At 50.5% G+C, this 20,087-nt stretch carries 21 protein-coding genes and 2 tRNA genes; 3 read left to right on the forward strand and 20 right to left on the reverse strand.

Translation table 11 applies throughout. The features are described from left to right. The first annotated feature begins 5 nt into the window (after nucleotides 1-5). Entirely contained in the window at nucleotides 6-758 is a 753-nt protein-coding gene (gene gpmA, locus QWJ20_RS04145; protein ID WP_039482713.1) for a 2,3-diphosphoglycerate-dependent phosphoglycerate mutase, read from the forward strand. Between the two features lie 62 nt (nucleotides 759-820). On the opposite strand, the gene aroG is transcribed toward gpmA, so the two are convergent. Then, the gene (gene aroG / locus QWJ20_RS04150; RefSeq protein ID WP_226300664.1) at nucleotides 821-1,876 is read right to left on the reverse strand and encodes a 3-deoxy-7-phosphoheptulonate synthase AroG; all 1,056 of its coding nucleotides are present in this window, start codon (nucleotides 1,874-1,876) and stop codon (nucleotides 821-823) included. 296 nt (nucleotides 1,877-2,172) lie between these two features. Between aroG and zitB the strand changes: the two genes are divergently transcribed. Next, entirely contained in the window at nucleotides 2,173-3,123 is a 951-nt protein-coding gene (zitB, locus tag QWJ20_RS04155; protein ID WP_433991939.1) for a CDF family zinc transporter ZitB, read from the forward strand. A gap of 7 nt (nucleotides 3,124-3,130) precedes the next feature. Here the strand turns inward: zitB and pnuC are convergent, their stop codons facing one another. After that, on the reverse strand, nucleotides 3,131-3,856 hold the full coding sequence (pnuC, locus tag QWJ20_RS04160) for a nicotinamide riboside transporter PnuC (RefSeq protein ID WP_095698892.1): 726 nt from the start codon (nucleotides 3,854-3,856) through the stop codon (nucleotides 3,131-3,133). 58 nt (nucleotides 3,857-3,914) lie between these two features. After that, nucleotides 3,915-4,976 (reverse strand): quinolinate synthase NadA, encoded by a 1,062-nt coding sequence (gene nadA, locus QWJ20_RS04165; RefSeq protein ID WP_014914683.1) that lies wholly within the window; start codon nucleotides 4,974-4,976, stop codon nucleotides 3,915-3,917. Nucleotides 4,977-5,198: 222 nt separating this feature from the next. Between nadA and QWJ20_RS04170 the strand changes: the two genes are divergently transcribed. Continuing rightward, nucleotides 5,199-5,597 carry a YjaA family stress response protein gene (locus QWJ20_RS04170; protein ID WP_109411943.1) on the forward strand — a complete coding sequence of 133 codons (399 nt, stop codon included), beginning with the start codon at nucleotides 5,199-5,201 and terminating at the stop codon, nucleotides 5,595-5,597. Between the two features lie 14 nt (nucleotides 5,598-5,611). Here the strand turns inward: QWJ20_RS04170 and QWJ20_RS04175 are convergent, their stop codons facing one another. From QWJ20_RS04175 to sucC, 17 genes are all read right to left on the reverse strand, one after another. Further along, nucleotides 5,612-6,328, reverse strand: a complete 717-nt coding sequence (locus QWJ20_RS04175) for a DUF554 domain-containing protein (protein WP_433991940.1) — start codon at nucleotides 6,326-6,328, stop codon at nucleotides 5,612-5,614. Between the two features lie 363 nt (nucleotides 6,329-6,691). Then, a tRNA-Lys gene (locus tag QWJ20_RS04180) sits at nucleotides 6,692-6,767 on the reverse strand. A gap of 51 nt (nucleotides 6,768-6,818) precedes the next feature. Next, nucleotides 6,819-6,894, reverse strand: a tRNA-Lys gene (locus tag QWJ20_RS04185). Nucleotides 6,895-7,069: 175 nt separating this feature from the next. Further along, nucleotides 7,070-7,846, reverse strand: coding sequence for a cell division protein CpoB (gene cpoB, locus QWJ20_RS04190; RefSeq protein WP_433991941.1), 777 nt, complete (start codon nucleotides 7,844-7,846; stop codon nucleotides 7,070-7,072). 9 nt (nucleotides 7,847-7,855) lie between these two features. Further along, on the reverse strand, nucleotides 7,856-8,365 hold the full coding sequence (gene pal / locus QWJ20_RS04195; RefSeq protein ID WP_010299226.1) for a peptidoglycan-associated lipoprotein Pal: 510 nt from the start codon (nucleotides 8,363-8,365) through the stop codon (nucleotides 7,856-7,858). Nucleotides 8,366-8,405: 40 nt separating this feature from the next. Next, nucleotides 8,406-9,698: a Tol-Pal system beta propeller repeat protein TolB gene (tolB, locus tag QWJ20_RS04200; RefSeq protein ID WP_433991942.1), complete on the reverse strand. Its 1,293-nt coding sequence runs from the start codon at nucleotides 9,696-9,698 to the stop codon at nucleotides 8,406-8,408. A gap of 138 nt (nucleotides 9,699-9,836) precedes the next feature. Beyond that, complete coding sequence (gene tolA, locus QWJ20_RS04205; RefSeq protein WP_433991943.1) at nucleotides 9,837-11,012, reverse strand: cell envelope integrity protein TolA; 1,176 nt, start codon at nucleotides 11,010-11,012, stop codon at nucleotides 9,837-9,839. A 64-nt stretch (nucleotides 11,013-11,076) separates the two neighbouring features. After that, nucleotides 11,077-11,502, reverse strand: a complete 426-nt coding sequence (tolR, locus tag QWJ20_RS04210) for a colicin uptake protein TolR (RefSeq protein ID WP_010285025.1) — start codon at nucleotides 11,500-11,502, stop codon at nucleotides 11,077-11,079. Between the two features lie 12 nt (nucleotides 11,503-11,514). Further along, on the reverse strand, nucleotides 11,515-12,201 hold the full coding sequence (tolQ, locus tag QWJ20_RS04215) for a Tol-Pal system protein TolQ (protein WP_039482731.1): 687 nt from the start codon (nucleotides 12,199-12,201) through the stop codon (nucleotides 11,515-11,517). Continuing rightward, nucleotides 12,198-12,602, reverse strand: a complete 405-nt coding sequence (ybgC, locus tag QWJ20_RS04220) for a tol-pal system-associated acyl-CoA thioesterase (protein ID WP_433991944.1) — start codon at nucleotides 12,600-12,602, stop codon at nucleotides 12,198-12,200. Before ybgC ends, tolQ begins: the two co-directional genes overlap by 4 nt. 133 nt (nucleotides 12,603-12,735) lie before the next feature. Continuing rightward, entirely contained in the window at nucleotides 12,736-13,029 is a 294-nt protein-coding gene (ybgE, locus tag QWJ20_RS04225) for a cyd operon protein YbgE (protein WP_198997133.1), read from the reverse strand. Next, complete coding sequence (gene cydX, locus QWJ20_RS04230; RefSeq protein ID WP_011092952.1) at nucleotides 13,026-13,142, reverse strand: cytochrome bd-I oxidase subunit CydX; 117 nt, start codon at nucleotides 13,140-13,142, stop codon at nucleotides 13,026-13,028. Before cydX ends, ybgE begins: the two co-directional genes overlap by 4 nt. A 16-nt stretch (nucleotides 13,143-13,158) precedes the next feature. Next, complete coding sequence (gene cydB / locus QWJ20_RS04235; RefSeq protein ID WP_095698887.1) at nucleotides 13,159-14,298, reverse strand: cytochrome d ubiquinol oxidase subunit II; 1,140 nt, start codon at nucleotides 14,296-14,298, stop codon at nucleotides 13,159-13,161. A gap of 13 nt (nucleotides 14,299-14,311) precedes the next feature. Then, the gene (cydA, locus tag QWJ20_RS04240; RefSeq protein ID WP_095698886.1) at nucleotides 14,312-15,880 is read right to left on the reverse strand and encodes a cytochrome ubiquinol oxidase subunit I; all 1,569 of its coding nucleotides are present in this window, start codon (nucleotides 15,878-15,880) and stop codon (nucleotides 14,312-14,314) included. 721 nt (nucleotides 15,881-16,601) lie between these two features. Beyond that, a complete protein-coding gene (locus tag QWJ20_RS04245; RefSeq protein WP_397308606.1) occupies nucleotides 16,602-17,771 on the reverse strand; it encodes a YfaP family protein in 1,170 nt (389 codons plus the stop codon). Nucleotides 17,772-17,999: 228 nt separating this feature from the next. Then, complete coding sequence (gene sucD, locus QWJ20_RS04250; RefSeq protein ID WP_039482739.1) at nucleotides 18,000-18,872, reverse strand: succinate--CoA ligase subunit alpha; 873 nt, start codon at nucleotides 18,870-18,872, stop codon at nucleotides 18,000-18,002. Continuing rightward, nucleotides 18,872-20,038: an ADP-forming succinate--CoA ligase subunit beta gene (sucC, locus tag QWJ20_RS04255; RefSeq protein ID WP_433991945.1), complete on the reverse strand. Its 1,167-nt coding sequence runs from the start codon at nucleotides 20,036-20,038 to the stop codon at nucleotides 18,872-18,874. The genes sucD and sucC overlap by 1 nt, the downstream gene beginning before the upstream one ends. Nucleotides 20,039-20,087: the final 49 nt, after the last annotated feature.

Below are 20,087 nucleotides of genomic sequence, written 5' to 3' on the forward strand. Positions count from 1 at the left end.
TAGCTATGGCTGTAACTAAGCTGGTACTGGTAAGACACGGTGAGAGCCAGTGGAACAACGAAAACCGCTTCACAGGCTGGTACGATGTCGATCTATCCGACAAAGGCCGTTCAGAAGCTAAAGCCGCAGGTCAGCTGCTGAAAGACGAAGGTTTTGCCTTTGATTTCGCTTATACCTCCGTGCTGAAACGTGCCATTCACACACTGTGGAATATACTGGACGAGCTGGATCAAGCCTGGTTGCCAGTTGAAAAATGCTGGAAACTGAATGAGCGTCACTACGGTGCGTTGCAGGGCCTGAACAAAGCCGAAACCGCTGAGAAATACGGTGACGAGCAAGTTAAACAATGGCGTCGTGGTTTTGCGATTACGCCTCCAGAGTTAACGCGTGATGACGAACGTTTCCCGGGCAAAGATCCGCGTTACGCTTCTCTGAGCGAGAAAGAGCTGCCACTGACTGAAAGCCTGGCGCTGACCATCGACCGTGTTGTGCCTTACTGGAACGAAACTATCCTGCCACGCGTCAAAAGCGGTGAGCGTGTGATCGTTGCGGCTCACGGTAACTCACTGCGTGCGCTGGTGAAATACCTGGACAACCTGGGCGAAGACGAAATTCTGGAACTGAATATCCCAACTGGCGTGCCGTTGGTTTATGAGTTCGACGAGAACTTCAAGCCTATCAAACGTTACTACCTGGGCAACGCAGACGAAATCGCTGCAAAAGCTGCCGCAGTAGCGAATCAGGGTAAAGCGAAGTAATTTACCCCTGAATGAGAAAAACCCGGCCTGTGCCGGGTTTTTTTATAGCACGCTATTCGATATTACTTGCTACGGCGTTCACGTACAGCTGATGCTAGCTGGCGCAGCAGGGATTCAGTGTCTTCCCAGCCAATGCAGGCATCGGTCACACTGCGACCATAAACCAGCGGTTCACCGCTTTCCAGATTCTGGTTGCCTTCGACCAGATGGCTTTCCACCATCACGCCCATAATCGCTTTTTCGCCCTGTGTGATCTGCCCACAGACATCAGTACAGACATCCATCTGCTTTTTGAACTGCTTGCTGCTGTTCGCGTGGCTAAAATCGATCATGACCTGCGGTGTCAGACCTGCTTTTTCCAGACCGATCTTCACGTCTTTCACATGCTCAGCGCTGTAGTTCGGCGTTTTACCGCCACGCAGAATGATGTGGCAATCGTTGTTACCGCTGGTGTTCACGATAGCCGAATGGCCCCATTTGGTCACAGACAGGAAGCAGTGTGGCGCGCTGGCGGCGTTGATCGCATCAATCGCGACCTTGATCGTACCGTCGGTGCCGTTTTTAAAGCCGACAGGGCATGACAGGCCGGATGCCAGTTCACGGTGTACCTGAGATTCCGTTGTACGTGCGCCGATAGCGCCCCAGCTCATCAAATCCGCCATGTATTGCGGCGTGATCATGTCCAGAAACTCACCCGCAGCCGGTAAACCGATGTCGTTAATTTCCAGCAGCAGCTGGCGTGCAATGCGCAAGCCGTCATTGATCTGGAAGCTGTTGTCCATGTGCGGATCGTTGATCAGCCCTTTCCAGCCAATCGTAGTACGGGGTTTTTCAAAATAAACCCGCATCACCACTTCCAGATCGTCGCTCAGCTCGTTACGCAGCGTCAGCAGACGCGCGGCATACTCTTTTGCTGCTTTCGTGTCGTGGATCGAGCAAGGACCAATCACCACCAGCAGGCGATCGTCATTGCCGTTAAGAATTTTATGGATGGCAGTACGCGCGAACGATACCGTTTCCGCTGCCTTCTCCGTGGCTGGAAACTTTTCTAGCAAAGCAACCGGCGGCAAAAGTTCATTAATCTCTTTAATTCTTAAATCATCATTTTGGTAATTCATAAATAAATCCATCGGTTCCGAAACGGTATGTTAGCCCCATCCAATACGCGCCATCCCGTCTATACGGGTCGCCTGAGAAACGGGATGTTTCATATTGAAGATTGATTATTATATGTCAAGCTGGTGTTGTCAGGGCGCTGAAATCAGCGGGATTTACGCGATCAAATGCTCTCAGATCCCGTATCCGTCCTATTTTCATCAGAAAATAGCTCAGCCGACAGATCGGGTGAATCACAGAATAGGTTTTCTCTGTGGGTTTCAGTAAAGTGGGATAAAACCGCAACTCAGGGTGATCTATGGCACATAACCACAGCCACACGGAATCCGGCAACAGTAAACGTCTGCTGGCCGCGTTTATCATTACCGCCACGTTTATGGTGGCAGAAGTCATTGGCGGCCTGCTGTCCGGCTCCCTCGCCCTGCTTGCGGATGCAGGCCATATGTTGACGGACGCCGCCGCGCTGTTCGTCGCGCTTGTCGCCGTACGTTTCGCACAGCGTAAACCCAATGCGCGCCATACCTTTGGCTATTTGCGGCTCACGACCCTCGCCGCCTTTGTGAACGCACTGACGCTGATGCTGATTACCGCCTTCATCTTCTGGGAAGCCATCCAACGCTTCTATGATCCCCAGCCTGTTGCTGGCGTGGCTATGCTGCTTGTCGCCGTTGCCGGGTTGCTAGCAAATATCGTGGCATTTTGGCTGCTACATCATGGCAGCGAAGAGAAAAATATTAACGTCCGCGCGGCGGCTCTGCATGTGCTGGGCGATCTACTCGGCTCCGTTGGCGCGATTGCTGCTGCCATTATCATTCTTTATACCAACTGGACACCCATAGACCCGATTCTCTCTATTTTGGTGTCGTGTCTGGTACTACGTAGTGCGTGGGCGCTATTGAAAGAGAGTCTTCACGAGTTGCTGGAAGGTACGCCCGGACAGCTTAGCGTTGAGGTTCTACAGAAAGATCTGACGCTGAATATTCCCGAAGTCAGGAACATTCACCATGTTCATTTATGGCAGGTGGGCGAAAAACCGATGATGACGCTGCATGCGCAGGTGATTCCCCCTCACGATCACGATGCGTTGTTAAGACGTATTCAGGAATATTTATTGAAGCATTACCAGATTGAACACGCGACGGTGCAAATGGAATATCAACGCTGTGATGATGACCACTGCACTTTCCACTATCAGGAAAGTCATCATCATGAAAGCCATGATGCAGAAGGCCACCACCACAAGCATTAAGTTTGGATTACACGCCGTGTGAAACCGTGCTGACGCGATTTTCCTGCGCGCTCTTAATCCACAGCCAAGAGCCGTTCAGGGCAATCAGCGTCAGGATGGCGTACTCTACCGCCATCGCATACACGCCCTGATAAGCAAAAATCACTACGCTTATCACATCAATCACCACCCACAGCAACCAGTTCTCGACGTATTTACGCGTCATCAGAATCATCGCCACGATCGACAATACCATCATGGTGGAATCCCAGAATGGGAACGCATCTGGCTGAAGATTCGGCATCTGCACCGACAACCCTAGTCCCTGCATACCGGAAACGGCAATGCGCGTCAGCACAGCAAACACCGCGTCAATGTAGAACGTCATCAAGCCAATCGCGACAATACTCGCCACCGACCAGCCAATCAGTTTCTGCACGGGCAGCCAGCGGATACGCAATTCCACTTCCTGCGAATCCGTCTTGCGCGTCCAGGCATACCAGCCATAAATATTGGCGGCAAAGAAGAAAATTTGCAGCAACAGGCTGGCGTAAAGCTGAATCTGGAAAAAGATCACGGCAAACAACGTGACGTTAATCAACCCAAACAGATAGTTGATGGTTTTTTCCTGACTCGCGAACCAGATACACAGCAGGCCAAACAGCGTGCCAATCGCCTCAATCCAGGAAAGATCGTATCCCCCATCCCCCAAAGGAATATGAATTAAAATATTGCTGGTACTAAAAAAATCCATCTCACCACCCTGTCTCAATTATTGTAAAAAATACCTATCAAGATGCCCAAGATCTCCGTCAAGCATTCCCTTTCACACGCAATTTTAGCGAAGCCGCAAAATCCAGCATGCGATTCAGCGGGATTAATGCGCCTTCTCGCAGGGCTGCATCAACATGAATCTCATGTGCGTCGCCACCTTGTTCCAGGCCGTTAGCAATCGCCTCCAGCCCATTCATCGCCATCCATGGGCAGTGGGCGCAGCTACGGCAGGTCGCGCCTTCACCCGCGGTCGGCGCTTCCAGCAATGTCTTCTCTGGGCAAGCCTGCTGCATCTTGTAGAAAATGCCGCGATCGGTCGCCACAATCAGTTCGCGCTGTGGCAGCGTTTTAGCCGCCTGAATCAGTTGGCTGGTTGACCCAACGGCGTCAGCCATCTCTACCACACTCTGTGGCGATTCGGGATGGACCAAAATTGCCGCGTCGGGGTACAGAATCTTCATGCGCTGCAGCGCCTGCGTTTTAAATTCGTCGTGCACAATGCACGCGCCCTGCCAACACAGTACATCCGCCCCTGTCTGCTTTTGTACATAGCTGCCCAGGTGACGGTCCGGTGCCCAGATAATCTTTTCTCCCAAGCTATCCAGATGCTCGATCAACTCCACCGCAATGCTGGATGTCACCACCCAATCCGCACGTGCTTTCACTGCCGCGGAGGTATTGGCATACACCACCACCGTTCGGTCCGGGTGCGCATCGCAAAAACGGCTGAACTCATCGACGGGGCAACCAAGATCGAGCGAGCATTCTGCTTCCAGCGTGGGCATCAGAATCGTCTTTTCCGGGTTGAGTATCTTGGCGGTCTCTCCCATAAAGCGGACACCCGCCACCAGCAGCGTTGATGCCGAATGGGTGCTGCCGAAGCGCGCCATTTCCAGCGAGTCCGCTACACAGCCGCCAGTTTCTTCCGCCAGCGCCTGAATTTCAGGATCGGTATAATAGTGCGCGACCATGACAGCATTTCTTTCCCGCAGCAGCGTTTTTATCCTGCTACGATAGTGCTGTTTTGCATCAGCCGATAAGGGTCTGGGCTTCGGCGGAAAGGGATAGATGGTCTCATTGCTATCAAAAAGGATACTCATTATAAATTTCCACGATGACAACTCGGGTTGTAACACCAGATACTAATTCATCACTAGCACCGACGTTTTTTATCCTAAACAAAATACCGAAAATCCGCCCTAAAGTCGCGGTGTATTTTCCATAATACCGGCCATTTTGTTTAATATGCTTAAAATCGTGAGATGGAATGCGTAAGTGGCATGACTCGTAGAAAGTAGAAAAGAGACAAGGAGAGAAACGGCATGGCCAGCCTCTATATCAGAATCTATCGCGATACCCTGATCGTCAGAAACGTGGACACGAAACAAGAGGTGACAGAGCAATCAGACGCGCCTTTTACCACCACGCGTTTACTACTCGGGCAGATGATCCCGGCGATGAAGTTATTGGCTCGACTCACACGTAAAGTGGCGTCCAAACGATTAATCGATCTGTTCGCCTCGCACAAGGTCATCATCCATGCCATGGAGATGAATGAAGGCGGGCACAGCCAGGTCGAGTTTGCCAGCTACATAGAGCTAGCCAAGAGCATCAGCCCGCAAGGAAAGCAGATTTATGTTTGTAGCAAAAGCGTGCCGCTTACCGATCAGGAAGTGACACAAATCTTTAGCGGCGACATGCCTTCGATCGTCAGCCGCTAATCAGATGCTGCGCTTTAGGCGAAGAAGCGATGCCAGTACAGAGAGATAGGAATAACCAGAACCAATGCAGGCAGGAAATTAACCACCGCAAATGATTTGATCTGCGCGATCCTCAGCCCTACTGCAATCATGATAATCCCGCCACAGGCAGAAAAATCGCCCATCGTGATGTCTGTCATAAAGGGCATAATCAATTTGGCGGAGAAGAACAACAGTGTCTGGACAAGAATCTGCGGTATCGCAATCGACATCACGGCAAGGCCAAGCGTGATGGAGAAAATCAGCGCGGTGAAAATATCCAAAGCAGATTTGATGATCAGCAGTTGATAATCGCCGGTTAGCCCTTCCGTTAACGCCCCAACCACACCGGTCCCGCTGGCACAAAACAGGACGATTAACGCGGTAAAGTTCTGAGTGTAGACATCCTGCGGCAAGCGGTGCTCCTGTGCAGGCAGCACGCGGTTTAATCCTTTCTGAATCATCATGCCAGCCCACTGCACGCCGGACTCCATGCGTAGCAGCTCGCCTAACGCCACGCCAATCACAATAGCCAGCGCCACCGCAGGCAACTGCTGGACTTTAACAACCAGTGTGATCCCCATTGCAATCGACACCATCGCAAATGCCGGCGGAAGACCATCTTGCAAACGCTGAGGGATAAAACGACGTAAAGCAATGCCCAGACCACTACCAATCAAGATAGCGGCACCATTAATCAACGGACCAATCATATATCTTCCTAAACAGGGCTACACGCGCTTCCCTGTGGCAATGACTCCATCCCTGCTCGATAGGATTAGAAAACAGTTCCTGACGGGTTATATAGTCCATAGAGAGGGGTAAAAACCTAATATACCGCAAAGCCTTAACGAGTAGGGAGTGATGATGGGTTTTATCTCATTGATACGGTGTACACGATCGTTGTCTTAACGTCGATTTATGCAAGGAAGGAATGCTACTGCTGAAGTGGTGGATAGTGCAGGATGAATCGGCCTTTTGGGTCAACGCTAACGCGTTGCTGTCTCGCTTCGTTCGGCTCGTGCGATATGTAATTTAATATGAATTTATTCGAGGAAGGAAATTTACTACCGAAGTGGTGGGTCGTGCAGGATTCGAACCTGCGACCAATTGATTAAAAGTCAACTGCTCTACCGACTGAGCTAACGACCCGCAATGCGGAACTACTTTGATACTGACTAAAACTACAACTGCATTTGAAATTGGTGGGTCGTGCAGGATTCGAACCTGCGACCAATTGATTAAAAGTCAACTGCTCTACCGACTGAGCTAACGACCCAATTTCATGCTGCTTTAGCGTTTTGCTATTTGCCTTGGCAACGGCGGCACATATTACTGATTTAAATTTTCGGCGCAACCTATTTTCTTAAAAAACTGTTTGATTGCTTACTCTTAAGACGTTTAGGCACAAAAACCGCTCATGATGCGCAATTTTTGTGCCAATTAAGACGGGATTACGATGCAGATAAACGTTTTTGAGCCTGCTTTGCACTTTCCGTATTGGGGTACATTTTTACAACTTGCTGGTAAACGGCCTTGGCTTTATCAGCCTGACCTTTTTCCTGCATGATCACCCCAACCTTCAGCAACGCCTCGGCACTTTTTGGTGACTTGGGATAATTTTTGACTACATTGGCGAAATAGTACGCCGCATCGTCCTTTTTCCCCTTGTTGTAATTCAACTGACCAAGCCAATAGTTAGCATTAGGTTGATACGTTGAATCTGGGTACTTCTTGACGAATGCCTGAAATGCGGTAATAGCCTGATCGTACTGTTTTTTCTCCAGCACGAGCGCGACTGCGGCATTGTAATCAGTATTCGCATCACCCGTACTGGCTGGTGCCGCCGTATTGGCAGCACCAGTATCAGTCCCCGCCGCAGCGGCAGGTGTGCCCTCTGTCGTCGGTGTAGAGGATGATTGCGAACTTAATCCATCAATCTGCTGATAGATCTGTTTCTGCCGTTCAACAACCTGATTCAACTGATACTGACTTTCCTGAATCTGCCCACGGAGGCTGTCAATATCGCGCTGATTATCAGAGAGCTGCTGTTGAAGTTGAGTTAAAAGCTGACTGTGAGCGTTAGAAATACGCTCCAATTGAGTGACACGGTCTTCGACCGAGCCTGAGCCGACATTACTGATTGGCGCTTGGGCAGTAGCGGCCCAAGGGACCGCTACGCCAACCAGTAACGACAGACCCAACAGGTGACGTCTGAAGTTACTGCTCATGCGATTCTCTTAATATACCAGAACGGCACGACGGTTTTTGGCATAAGCCGCTTCGTCATGACCGAGAACAGCTGGTTTCTCTTTACCGTAAGAAACGATAGAGATCTGATCGGAAGAAACGCCTTTACCTTGCAGGTACATTTGTACCGCGTTGGCACGACGCTCACCCAGAGCGATGTTGTATTCTGGCGTACCGCGTTCGTCCGCGTGACCTTCGATAGTCACTTTGTAAGACGGGTTGCTACGCAGGAATGCAGCGTGTGCGTCCAGCATCTGAGCGAATTCAGAGCTCACATCGTACTTGTCCAGACCGAAGTAAACGATGTTGTTGCGCTGTAATTCTTGCATCTGCAAACGAGCTTGCTCAGAAGAAGACATGTTGCCGCCGTCCATCATGCCGTTGTTGCCAGCACCCATGGAAGATTGGTCATTGTCCGCGTTCTTGTTGGAGCTACAAGCGGCCACTGCCAGTACCGGCAGAGCCAACATCAGGCCTTTCAGCACTTTATTGAATTGCATTTCTTATGTCCTTTGACGAGTTTATTGTACATATCTGTACTTATAGATACGGCGACCAGGCAGGGAATTTAACCTGTCCATCAGTAGCCGGAAGACGCGCTTTGAAACGCCCATCTGTCGAAACCAACTGTAGCACTGAACCCAGCCCTTGTTTGGAACTGTAGATCACCATCGTGCCATTCGGTGCGATACTTGGCGTTTCGTCCAGGAACGTGTCCGTCAATACTTGTACGGCACCCGTTACCAGATCCAGTTTGGAAATATGCTGAGCTCCACCATTCGAGCTCACCGTTACCAAAAATTTCCCGTCGGCGCTCACATCGGAGTCCTGATTCTGAGAACCTTCCCAAGTCAGACGCTGTGGCGCGCCGCCGTTAGCATTCACTTTATAAACCTGCGGACGACCAGCCTGGTCTGAAGTATAGGCCAAGGTCTGGCTGTCTGGGAACCAGGTTGGCTCCGTGTTATTGCTGCGACCATCAGTCACCTGGCTGATTTGCCCGGATCCCAGATTCATCACATACAGATTCAGGCTACCGCTCTTAGACAGTGCGAACGCCAACTTGCTGCCATCAGGAGAGAAAGAAGGCGCACCGTTGTGACGCGGGAAGGAAGCAACCTGACGGATTGCACCATTTGCCAGCGTCTGAATAACCAACGCAGAACGGCCGCTTTCAAACGTTACATAGGCGAGTTTGCTGCCGTCTGCGGACCAGGCCGGAGACATCAGCGGCTGTGGTGAGCGGTGAACCACAAATTGGTTGTAACCGTCATAGTCGGCAACGCGCAGTTCATAAGGGAACTGACCACCGTTGGTCTGAACAACGTAAGCGATACGGGTACGGAACGCACCTTTAATACCACTCAGTTTTTCAAACACTTCGTCACTGGCGGTGTGTGCAGCGTAGCGCAACCACTGTTTGGTCACTTTGAACTGGTTCTGCGCCAATACGCTGCCTGGGTTACCGGAGGTATCAACGAGCTGGTAAGAAACCAGATAGCTGCCATCAGCACTCGGTTGAACCTGACCAACAACAACCGCATCGATGCCCAACGCCGTCCATGCAGCAGGCGTCACTTCAGAGGCCGTTGCAGGTTGCTGAGGCATACGGTTTGCGTCGATCGGGTTGAATTTGCCACTGTTACGCAAGTCAGCACCGACGATGCCGCCGACGTCTTCAGGCGCAGCGCCCGGACCTGCCCATTTGAACGGAACCACGCCGATAGGACGTGCAGAGTCTACCCCTTGGGTAATCTCTATACGTACTTCCGCGTGAACAACCGCAGTCCACAGCATTAAAAAGCTTAATGCAACTCTCAGTACTTGCTTCATCTCATCTCCCTTATCCAGACGCGAAGTCTGCGATAAATTAGCAGAATTTTAACAAAAACAAACCAATGTCAACAAAACAACATAACCTGGTTTATTTACCATCGTAATAATCTTAAATCTATTGGGTAAACAGCCCGGTTACTGCGGTTTAAAGTCTATCGGCGCATTTTTGAAAGCCTCATAAACTTCTGAACTTGGTGGCTTCGGCATTCTTGCCTGTTTGGCAGCCGCAATGGCCGCCTGGCATAACGCCGGATCGCCGCCTTCAGCAGTGACGTCAATCAGCAGACCATCTGGCGCCAGCTTAATTCGTAACGTACAGGTACGCCCTTTATAGAGCTGCCAGTCATAAAATTTGCTCTGAATGGCTGAGCGCACCTGACTACCATAGCTATCAAGCGCCGCACCTGATGCACCGCTCTTTTTATTGTTACCTGTGCCCGCAGGCGCGCCACCGCCAGACTTCGGCGCATTTTTTGATGAGGCCAACCCGCCCAGTAAGTCATCGACGGCGTTTTCCTGCTTAGCGGCCTCTGCTGCTGCTTTCTTTTTATCATCAGCGGCTTTCTTAGCCGCTGCAGCTGCTTCTGCTTTCTTCGTTGCTTCAGCTTCAGCCTTTTGTTTCGCTGCCTCAGCGGCTGCTTTTTGTTTAGCTTGCTCAGCGTCTGCGGCTGCCTTTGCGGCTTCTGCTTTAGCCGTTTCTGCTGCCTTCTGCTTAGCGGCTTCAGCGGCTTTTTCTTTAGCCTCTTCTTCCGCCTGTTTCTTAGCAGCAGCGGCCGCAGCAGCTTGTTTCTTCGCTTCGTCTTCTGCTTTCTTCTTAGCGTCTGCCGCCGCTTTCGCCTGTTGTTCAGCTTCAGCTTTCGCTTTTGCCGCTGCAGCTTCGGCCTGCTTCTGCTGTTCTTTTGCCTGCTGAGCCGCCGCTTCAGACTGCTTACGCTGTTCAGCCTGTTCCTGAGCCTGCTTTTTCGCTTCTTCTTGCGCTCGCAGACGCTCTTTTTCCAGCTCTTTCAGCCGCTGCTGTTCAGCCGCTTGCTTCTGCTGAAGCTCTTCGGCCTGCTGTTCAGCCTGCTTTTGACGCAATTGTTCAGAACGTTTCGCATCGGTCTGCTGCTGCTGTTGCCGGTTATACTGCTCCACCACCGCGCTCGGATCGACCATTACAGCATCAATTGACGAGCCTCCGCCGCCCCCGCTGGCATCCATCGTTTGCGTCGACGAACTCCAAAGCAGCAAAGCAATCAGTATGATGTGCAAAACAGCCGAAATAATAACGGCGCGTTTTAGCTTATCGTTTTGTTCGTTTGCCTTTAGCACAAGCGATTCCCAAAAACAGTGTTGCCAGAAATAGGCTTAACGATCATTACCGTGATGCGCTCATTTAAATCGGTTGTGTCATCAAACCAACGGATTTTACGCCAGCCTGATGCAACAAATTCAACGCTTTAATGATCTCATCATAAGGAACATCCTTCGCGCCACCAATCAAAAAGACCGTCTTGGGATTGGTTGACAGCCGTGATTGCGCTTCAGCAACCACCTGCTCTGCCGGAAGCTGCTCCATACGGTTTTGTTCAACAACCAGGCTATATTGCCCTATGCCTGAAACCTCGACGATCACAGGCGGATTGTCATTGCTGGAGACCGTTTTTGAATCGGTCGCATCAGGCAAGTCCACCTCAACGCTCTGCGTAATAATCGGGGCTGTCGCCATAAAAATCAGCAACAGCACCAGCAACACGTCCAGTAACGGGACAATGTTGATCTCGGATTTCAGCTCACGACGGCCTCTGCGTACTCGTGCCATGATGCCCCCTGATTACTTGCTGTTGTCGCTGGAGAACGCCTGACGGTGCAGGATAGCGATGAACTCTTCCGTAAAGTTGTCGTAGTTCTGCTCCAGTTTGCCGACCCGCTGGCTAAGACGGTTATACGCCATGACCGCAGGGATCGCCGCAAACAGGCCGATTGCCGTTGCAATCAAGGCTTCGGCAATACCAGGGGCAACCATTTGTAAGGTCGCCTGCTTCACTGCGCCCAGCGCGATGAAGGCATGCATGATTCCCCAAACGGTACCGAACAGGCCGATATACGGGCTGATAGAACCCACGGTTCCCAAAAAGGGAATGTGCGTTTCCAGCGTTTCCAACTCACGATTCATTGAAATACGCATTGCACGGGACGCCCCTTCCACTACAGCTTCCGGCGCATGGCTGTTGACACGATGCAACCGTGCAAATTCTTTGAAACCTGAATGGAAGATTTGTTCAGTGCCCGTCAGGCTATCGCGACGAGTCTGACTTTCCTGATAGAGGCGCGACAGTTCGATGCCTGACCAAAATTTGTCCTCGAACGCCTCAGCCTCACGCGTCGCCGAGTTCAGAATTCGGGTACGTTGAATAATGATCGCCCAGGAAGCGATAGAAAAACAGATTAAAATCAGCATGATTAGTTTGACCAGAAGGCTTGCCTTCAGGAACAAATCAAAAACGTTCATGTCAGTCACTGCTTGAACTCCGCGACAATAGACTTAGGAAGCGCAATTGGCTTCATTTGATGTGGATCGATGCATGCGATCAAAACTTCAGCATGGCTTAGCAGGGTGCCATGAGCATTGAGAATACGCTGTGCGAAAGTCATAGAAGCACCACGCAGCAAGATAACCTCGCTTTGCACTTCCAGCATGTCGTCGAGGCGCGCAGGAGCAAGATACTCCACCGTCATCCGACGAACAGCAAACGCGACATGCTCACTTAGCAAGGCTTGCTGATGAAAGTTGCGCTCACGTAACGCCTCGGTTCTTGCCCTTTCATAAAAGGCAATATAGCGAGCGTGATAGACAACGCCACCTGCATCAGTGTCTTCAAAGTAGACTCGAACTGGCCAGCGAAACAACGAATTACTCACTCTACATCCCAGTAATGCATTAAACCTCGCTACTATACGCAAGAGAAATGAGGTTTGGAATGGATTGTGACAACGGAAAGAAAATAATTATGGGCTGCAAGCAACCCATAACTAAATGGAATAGGAGGCTATTTTAGCCGAAGAAATAGTACAATCCTGCGCACAGGATCACAAAGGCGGGAAGTGGTGCGAAAAACGCGCGCCAGAGCAGGCGATATGGACGAAAACCAACGCCATGAACAACGCCAGCGCAAACGGCCCAAATCAACAGCAGCCCCTGCCAAACCGCGAGTTCACTGGTCCGCGCCGCAAAGCGTGTTGGATCCCAGAACACACAACCAGCCAGCAGCAACGCCATGATAAGGGAAAGAGCCCTTAACGGGCTCTTATCCATCAGGCGATAGAGTTTATCGACCAGATCACTCATTGCTTATCTTCTTCAGCCGCTTTGCTTGCCTCACTCTGCTCAATAGCCAGGGCCGTAATGATCCCCAGTGAGCAAGCAAGAAGCGTTCCGAGTATCCAGGCAAAATACCACATAAATTAAGCTCCTTACTTAGTACATAGAGTGAGTGTTTTGCTCAATCTGCTCTTTGGTAATGCGACCGAACATCTTGTAGTAACACCATGCGGTATAAGACAGCACGATAGGAACGAAAATCATCGCAACCACTGTCATGACTTTCAACGTCAGCAGGCTTGATGTCGCGTCCCATACCGTCAAGCTGACGTTAGGCACAGTCACTGATGGCATGATGAACGGGAACATCGCGATCCCTGCGGTCAGAATCACACAAGCGATAGTCAGAGAGGAGAACAGGAATGCCCATGCTCCTTTCTCTGCGCGCGCCATAAGGGTAGTCAGCACTGGCAGCACTACGCCCAGAGCAGGGATAGCCCACAATACCGGATGGTTATTGAAGTTGATCAGCCAGGCACCTGCCTGTTGAACGACTTCTTTACGCAGCGGGTTAGATTCAGCCGCGGTGTTAATCGCAGACGTCACCACGTAGCCATCAATACCGTAAACGACCCATACGCCAGCCAGAGCAAACGTCACCATCATCACCAGCGCGGCAATCTGCGCAGCGGATTTGGAACGCACGTGCAGGTCGCCCGTGGTCCGCATCATCAGGTAGGTTGCACCCTGAGTCAGGATCATCGTCAGACTAACCACACCAGCCAACAAGCCAAACGGGTTCAGCAGTTGGAAGAAGTTTCCGGTGTAGTACAGACGCAGATATTCATCGACGTGGAACGGTACACCCTGCAACAGGTTGCCAAACGCCACACCAATCACTACCGGTGGAACAAAGCTACCGATGAAGATGCCCCAGTCCCACATGCCACGCCAGCGCGGATCTTCGATTTTTGAACGGTAATCGAAGCCGACAGGACGGAAGAACAGTGAGGCCAGCACCAGAATCATGGCAATGTAGAAACCGGAGAACGCGGCAGCGTAAACCATCGGCCAGGCAGCAAACAGCGCACCACCGGCGGTGATCAGCCAAACCTGGTTACCGTCCCAGTGCGGCGCAATACTGTTAATCATGACGCGACGCTCGGTATCGCCACGTCCCATCAGACGCACCAGAATGCCCACGCCCATGTCAAAACCATCAGTGATAGCGAAGCCAATCAGCAAAATACCGATCAACAGCCACCAGATAAAACGTAAGACTTCATATTCAAACATAGTGGACTCCTGTTTACCGTGCTTCCTGCGCAGCCGCTATAGGTTGTTCAAAATGGTAGCGCCCTGTTCTCAGGCTGCTTGGCCCCAGACGTGCGAATTTGAACATCAGATACATTTCTGCAACCAGGAAGAGCGTATACAGACCACAGATCAGCCCCATGGAGAACAGAATATCCCCTGCAGTCAGTGATGACGTCGCAACGGCTGTCGGCAGAATCTCACCGATAGCCCAAGGCTGACGGCCGTATTCAGCCACAAACCAGCCGGCTTCGATAGCAATCCACGGCAGCGGAATACCGTACAACGCCGTACGGAGCAGCCAACGTTTTTGACCAATTTTGTTGCGCAGAACGGTCCAGAAAGACAGGCCGATGATCAACAGCATCAGAATACCGCAGCCCACCATGATACGGAAAGAGAAGTACAGCGGCGCAACACGTGGGATAGAATCTTTAACCGCCTGTTGAATCTGCGTTTCTGTCGCATCAGAGACTTTCGGCGTATAGCGTTTCAGCAACATGCCATAGCCCAGATCTTGCTTAGACTTTTCGAACGCTTCTTTTACCGCCGGGTCAGTATTGCCCGCGCGTAATTCTTCCAGCAACTGGTAAGCCTTCATACCATTGCGGATACGCACTTCATGCATCACCAGCAATTCTTTCAGACCGGTAACTTCTTTGTCTGTAGAACGCGTGGCAATTAACCCCAGAGCATAAGGAATCTTGATGGCATAGTTATTTTCCATCGTATCCTGGTTCGGGATGCCGATCAGCGTAAAGGATGCTGGAGCAGGCTGTGTTTCCCATTCGGCTTCAATCGCTGCCAGCTTGGTTTTCTGTACGTCACCCATTTCATAACCAGATTCATCACCCAGTACAATAACGGACAGGACAGCAGCCATACCGAAACTTGCTGCGATAGCGAATGAACGCTTGGCAAACGCAATGTCGCGGCCTTTCAGCAGATAGTAAGAACTGACACCCAGAATGAACATCGCGCCCGTACAGTAACCTGCCGCTACCGTGTGAACGAATTTCACCTGAGCAACCGGGTTCAGTACCAGATCGGCGAAGCTCACCATTTCCATACGCATGGTTTCGAAGTTGAAATCCGATGCGATGGGGTTCTGCATCCAGCCATTGGCAACCAGAATCCACAGTGCGGAGAAGTTAGAGCCCAGCGCGACCAGCCAGGTCACGGCCATATGCTGCACTTTTCCTAAACGGTCCCAGCCGAAGAAGAACAAGCCAACAAAGGTCGATTCCAGGAAGAATGCCATCAGGCCTTCAATCGCTAGCGGCGCGCCGAAAATATCCCCGACGTAGTGAGAGAAGTATGACCAGTTGGTCCCGAATTGAAACTCCATGGTCAATCCGGTCGCGACCCCCAGAGCGAAGTTAATTGCAAATAACTTGCCCCAGAACTTGGTCATATCTTTATAGATTTGTTTGCCAGACAGCACATATACCGTTTCCATAATCGCCAGCAAAAACGCCATCCCCAGCGTTAATGGTACGAATAGAAAATGGTACATTGCGGTTAAGGCAAACTGTAAACGTGACAGTTCGACTACATCAAACATTTTGACTCCTTGCTCCTCGCAGGAAGGGATTAGCTTGCAAACGCTGACAAGCTGCCAAAAATCCGGCCATTACACCCAAAAGAACACAACAAGAATTGCTTTAATACACGCTGTAATGAACGCTAGAAATACCGTTCATCAGGGCAGTCACACCGCAATACCCCGACAGCAAGTTCAAGATAAATCACAAGTATTACAAATTGCGTACCCCATAGGGAGGTAGCCGTATATTACGCCTGTAATCCCCTACAATAAATAGGTTTTTACGTGACCCAGACTAGGTTTTTGGCTTCAAATCAACTTTTCCACTAAACGGCGTGAAAGACGATAATTGACCTCGCGCAATTTAAGCCTATTTCAGAAATTATATCCAGAGGCGTTTTTTGATCTAAAACAATTTAACGCTTTTCTCGTGATTATCGCGTTGCATTAATTTCCTCATTACACTTATTGTTAATGCAATGTGACTTTTAGGTTTAATTAAAATTAATTCAGCAATATAATTTTTACTTTCCGTTATCGATTATTCACATGCATTTTTTATCTTCTATTTTATGTCAAATTTCTATTTTTTCTTGCTGACAACCGCGCTGTATTTTCGCCATGAATTCCCCTGCCCTTCCCCCATGTACCACCTGTTTGTAACGCGCCATGCCACTACGGAAACCAAAAGGTCTCCGTAGTGGTTACTGGTTAGGTGATACGTAGCAAAATTCTGCGATTACCTCTTCGCTTTCATCCGTTCAATGGCTTTATCGTAAACCGTGTTACTTTTCTCGCTTCTTGCCAGCTCATAATGCTGGAGTGCATCGCTGAACTGACCCGCGTTCTCGTAGATTTTTGCAATATTGTAGTACGAGCTGGCACGTGTGGTTGCCGCGTTGCTACCATTTGCCAGCGCAATCGCTTTACGGTTAGCCCAAATGGCTTCGGCAATGTTGCCCCGCTTTTGATAAGTCAAGCCCAGGTTGCTATATGCCTGACCAAACGCGCTATCCTGATCGATCGCAGCCAGGAACAGTGTCGTGGCCTGCTCTAACTCACCGCGTCCGTAGGCGGCTTCACCGTCACGATTGAGGTTTTTGGCCAGCGCAGCATTTCCAGTAACGGAAACTGTCGTCTGCGCAGGGTTAAGCACCATTGGCAGCACATCGCTGTCCTTCACTTTTGAGAAATCTGCCTCACCAACGGCATTAATATCTTCAAAATCACCGTTAGGGTTAAGACGGAAAACCGTCCAGATATTCCCAGTCTTATTCAGTGGGACAGAATATGACCGTACCTGCGAGCTTCCAACATAGACAAATACTTTTGCACTACTTGCGGAAAGCGCCAATGAATTAGCCTTATCACCATTTGAATAATCATGGACGGCATAAATATAACTTTCGCCTAAACGCTTTTTATCAATCGTGATCGTTTCTGGGCCGAAGCTATCGGTATCATCTACATCAAGATTAGCATCGCGTCCCTTTTTGTGGCTAAAATAAATATGATTACCCGGATAAATAAGGTGGGAATCTAAATCGGCAGGTTTTTCGCCCCAGGTTAATACAATTCGCATGCCATCCAGGCTTTTCATTACCGGACTCACTGCATAGGTCATACCGTCACACGGACATTTAACCACCAAATCTGAATAGCCCGCTTTTTTAATGATCAGCAGACTGTCTTGATCGACGTCGAATGGCGCGTTGAGCGCCGCACGGCCTGCGACATCAGAGCGTGCGGTCACTGACTGCGCACCATTCTTCTGTAGAATAACCGTTGCATCATCAATCTTTTTATCTTTAATCGTCGCGCTTAGCACTTCAATATTAATAGACTGTGCGTTGGCCACACAGGTAAATGCGGATAATGCAAAAATCAGTGCTTTTATATTTCCTTTCACACAACATCCCCTTAAGGAAAATTAATTAACCATTCCCTGCTTATACGGAACCAATGAAATCATCATCATTTCTGTTCATCGCTAACCATGCCTTTTCAGGCGCGCGAATTATCCAATAAAATTTCGAAGAAGTCATGCGTAATTCAATTACGTCAATTAACCTCGGAAGCCAAATTGGAATAAAAAAAGCCACCCGAAGGTGGCTAGAATATTTAATCGAATAATCGATTAACGCGATAAGATCGCTTTTACTGCATCGCCGATATCCGCCAGGCTGCGAACGGTTTTAACACCCGCCGCTTCTAACGCTGCGAATTTATCGTCAGCGGTACCTTTACCGCCTGCGATGATGGCGCCAGCGTGGCCCATGCGCTTACCTTTCGGTGCCGTCACACCCGCGATGTAGCCGACAACCGGCTTCGTCACGTGCTCTTTAATGTACGCCGCCGCTTCTTCTTCTGCCGTACCGCCGATTTCACCGATCATCACGATGGCTTCCGTCTGCGGATCCTGCTCAAACAGCTTCAGGATATCGATGAAGTTAGAACCTGGGATCGGGTCGCCGCCGATACCTACACAGCTGGATTGACCCAGACCAGCATCGGTCGTTTGCTTCACGGCTTCATACGTCAGGGTTCCAGAACGAGAAACGATACCCACTTTACCCGGCAGGTGAATATGGCCCGGCATAATACCGATCTTACATTCGCCCGGCGTGATCACACCTGGGCAGTTCGGACCGATCATCCGCGCGCCGCTCTGGTCGAGTTTCACTTTCACTGTCAGCATATCCAGCGTCGGGATACCTTCGGTGATACAAATGATTAGCTCGATACCTGCGTCAATCGCTTCCAGAATGGAGTCTTTACAGAACGGAGCGGGAACGTAGATAACGGATGCCGTTGCGCCCGTCGCGTCTACCGCTTCACGTACTGTATTAAATACGGGCAGACCCAGATGTTCCGTGCCGCCTTTACCTGGCGTCACACCGCCAACCATTTGCGTACCGTAAGCAAGTGCTTGCTCAGAGTGGAATGTCCCCTGACTACCGGTAAAACCCTGACAGATAACTTTGGTATTTTTATTAATCAGAATGGACATTATTTATCCCCCACTGCTGCAACAACCTGCAGAGCTGCACCCGTCAGGCTGGTCGCGGCAATAATATTCAGGCCGCTATCCGCCAGTTTCTTGGCACCCAGTTCCGCATTGTTCCCTTCAAGACGTACAACAACCGGTACGTTAACGCCCACTTCGGCTACGGCACCGATGATACCGTCAGCGATCAAATCGCAACGTACGATGCCACCAAAGATGTTAACAAAGACGGCTTTTACCTTGTCGTCAGACAGGATGATTTTGAACGCTTCAGTCACACGTTCTTTCGTCGCGCCACCGCCTACATCGAGGAAGTTAGCAGGAGCACCGCCGTGCAGCTTCACGATGTCCATCGTGCCCATCGCCAGACCAGCACCGTTGACCATACAGCCAATGTTGCCATCCAGCGCGACATAGTTCAGTTCCCACTGTGCTGCATGCGCTTCACGGGAATCTTCCTGGCTTGGGTCGCGCATTTCACGCAGCTCAGGCTGACGGAACAGGGCATTGCCGTCCGCACCCAGCTTGCCATCCAGACAGATCAGATCGCCCTGCTTGGTGATAACCAGCGGGTTGATTTCTACCAGAGCCAGATCGCGCTCCAGGAACAGCGTCGCCAGACCCATAAAGATTTTGGTGAACTGAGCAACTTGCTTACCGCTTAAGCCCAGTTTGAAGGCCAATTCACGACCTTGATAAGGCTGTGGGCCTACCAGTGGATCGATCGCCGCTTTATGAATCAGCTCTGGCGTTTCTTCCGCCACTTTTTCAATTTCTACGCCACCTTCGGTGGACGCCATGAACACCACGCGACGCGTGCCACGGTCAACCACCGCGCCCAGATAAAGCTCTTTGTCGATATCTGTTGCAGCTTCAACCAGAATCTGATGAACCGGCTGACCCTGTGCGTCAGTTTGATACGTAACGAGTTTTTTACCCAGCCAGTTTTCAGCAAAGGCGCGGATATCTTCTTTATTGCTGACGACTTTAACGCCGCCCGCTTTACCGCGACCGCCAGCGTGAACCTGACATTTTACGACCCACGGACCCGCACCAATTTTAGACGCGGCTTCTTCCGCTTCACGCGGTGTGGTACAGGCATAGCCGGTCGGTGCCGGTAAACCATATCGAGCAAAGAGTTGTTTTGCCTGATACTCGTGTAAATTCATGATGTTCTATCCATTTAGGTTTGGAGATAAGTCGGCAGACGGTTTTTCA

Origin of the sequence: Pectobacterium sp. S5 (genome assembly GCF_051707265.1) — a bacterium.
Classification (GTDB): domain Bacteria; phylum Pseudomonadota; class Gammaproteobacteria; order Enterobacterales; family Enterobacteriaceae; genus Pectobacterium; species Pectobacterium polare.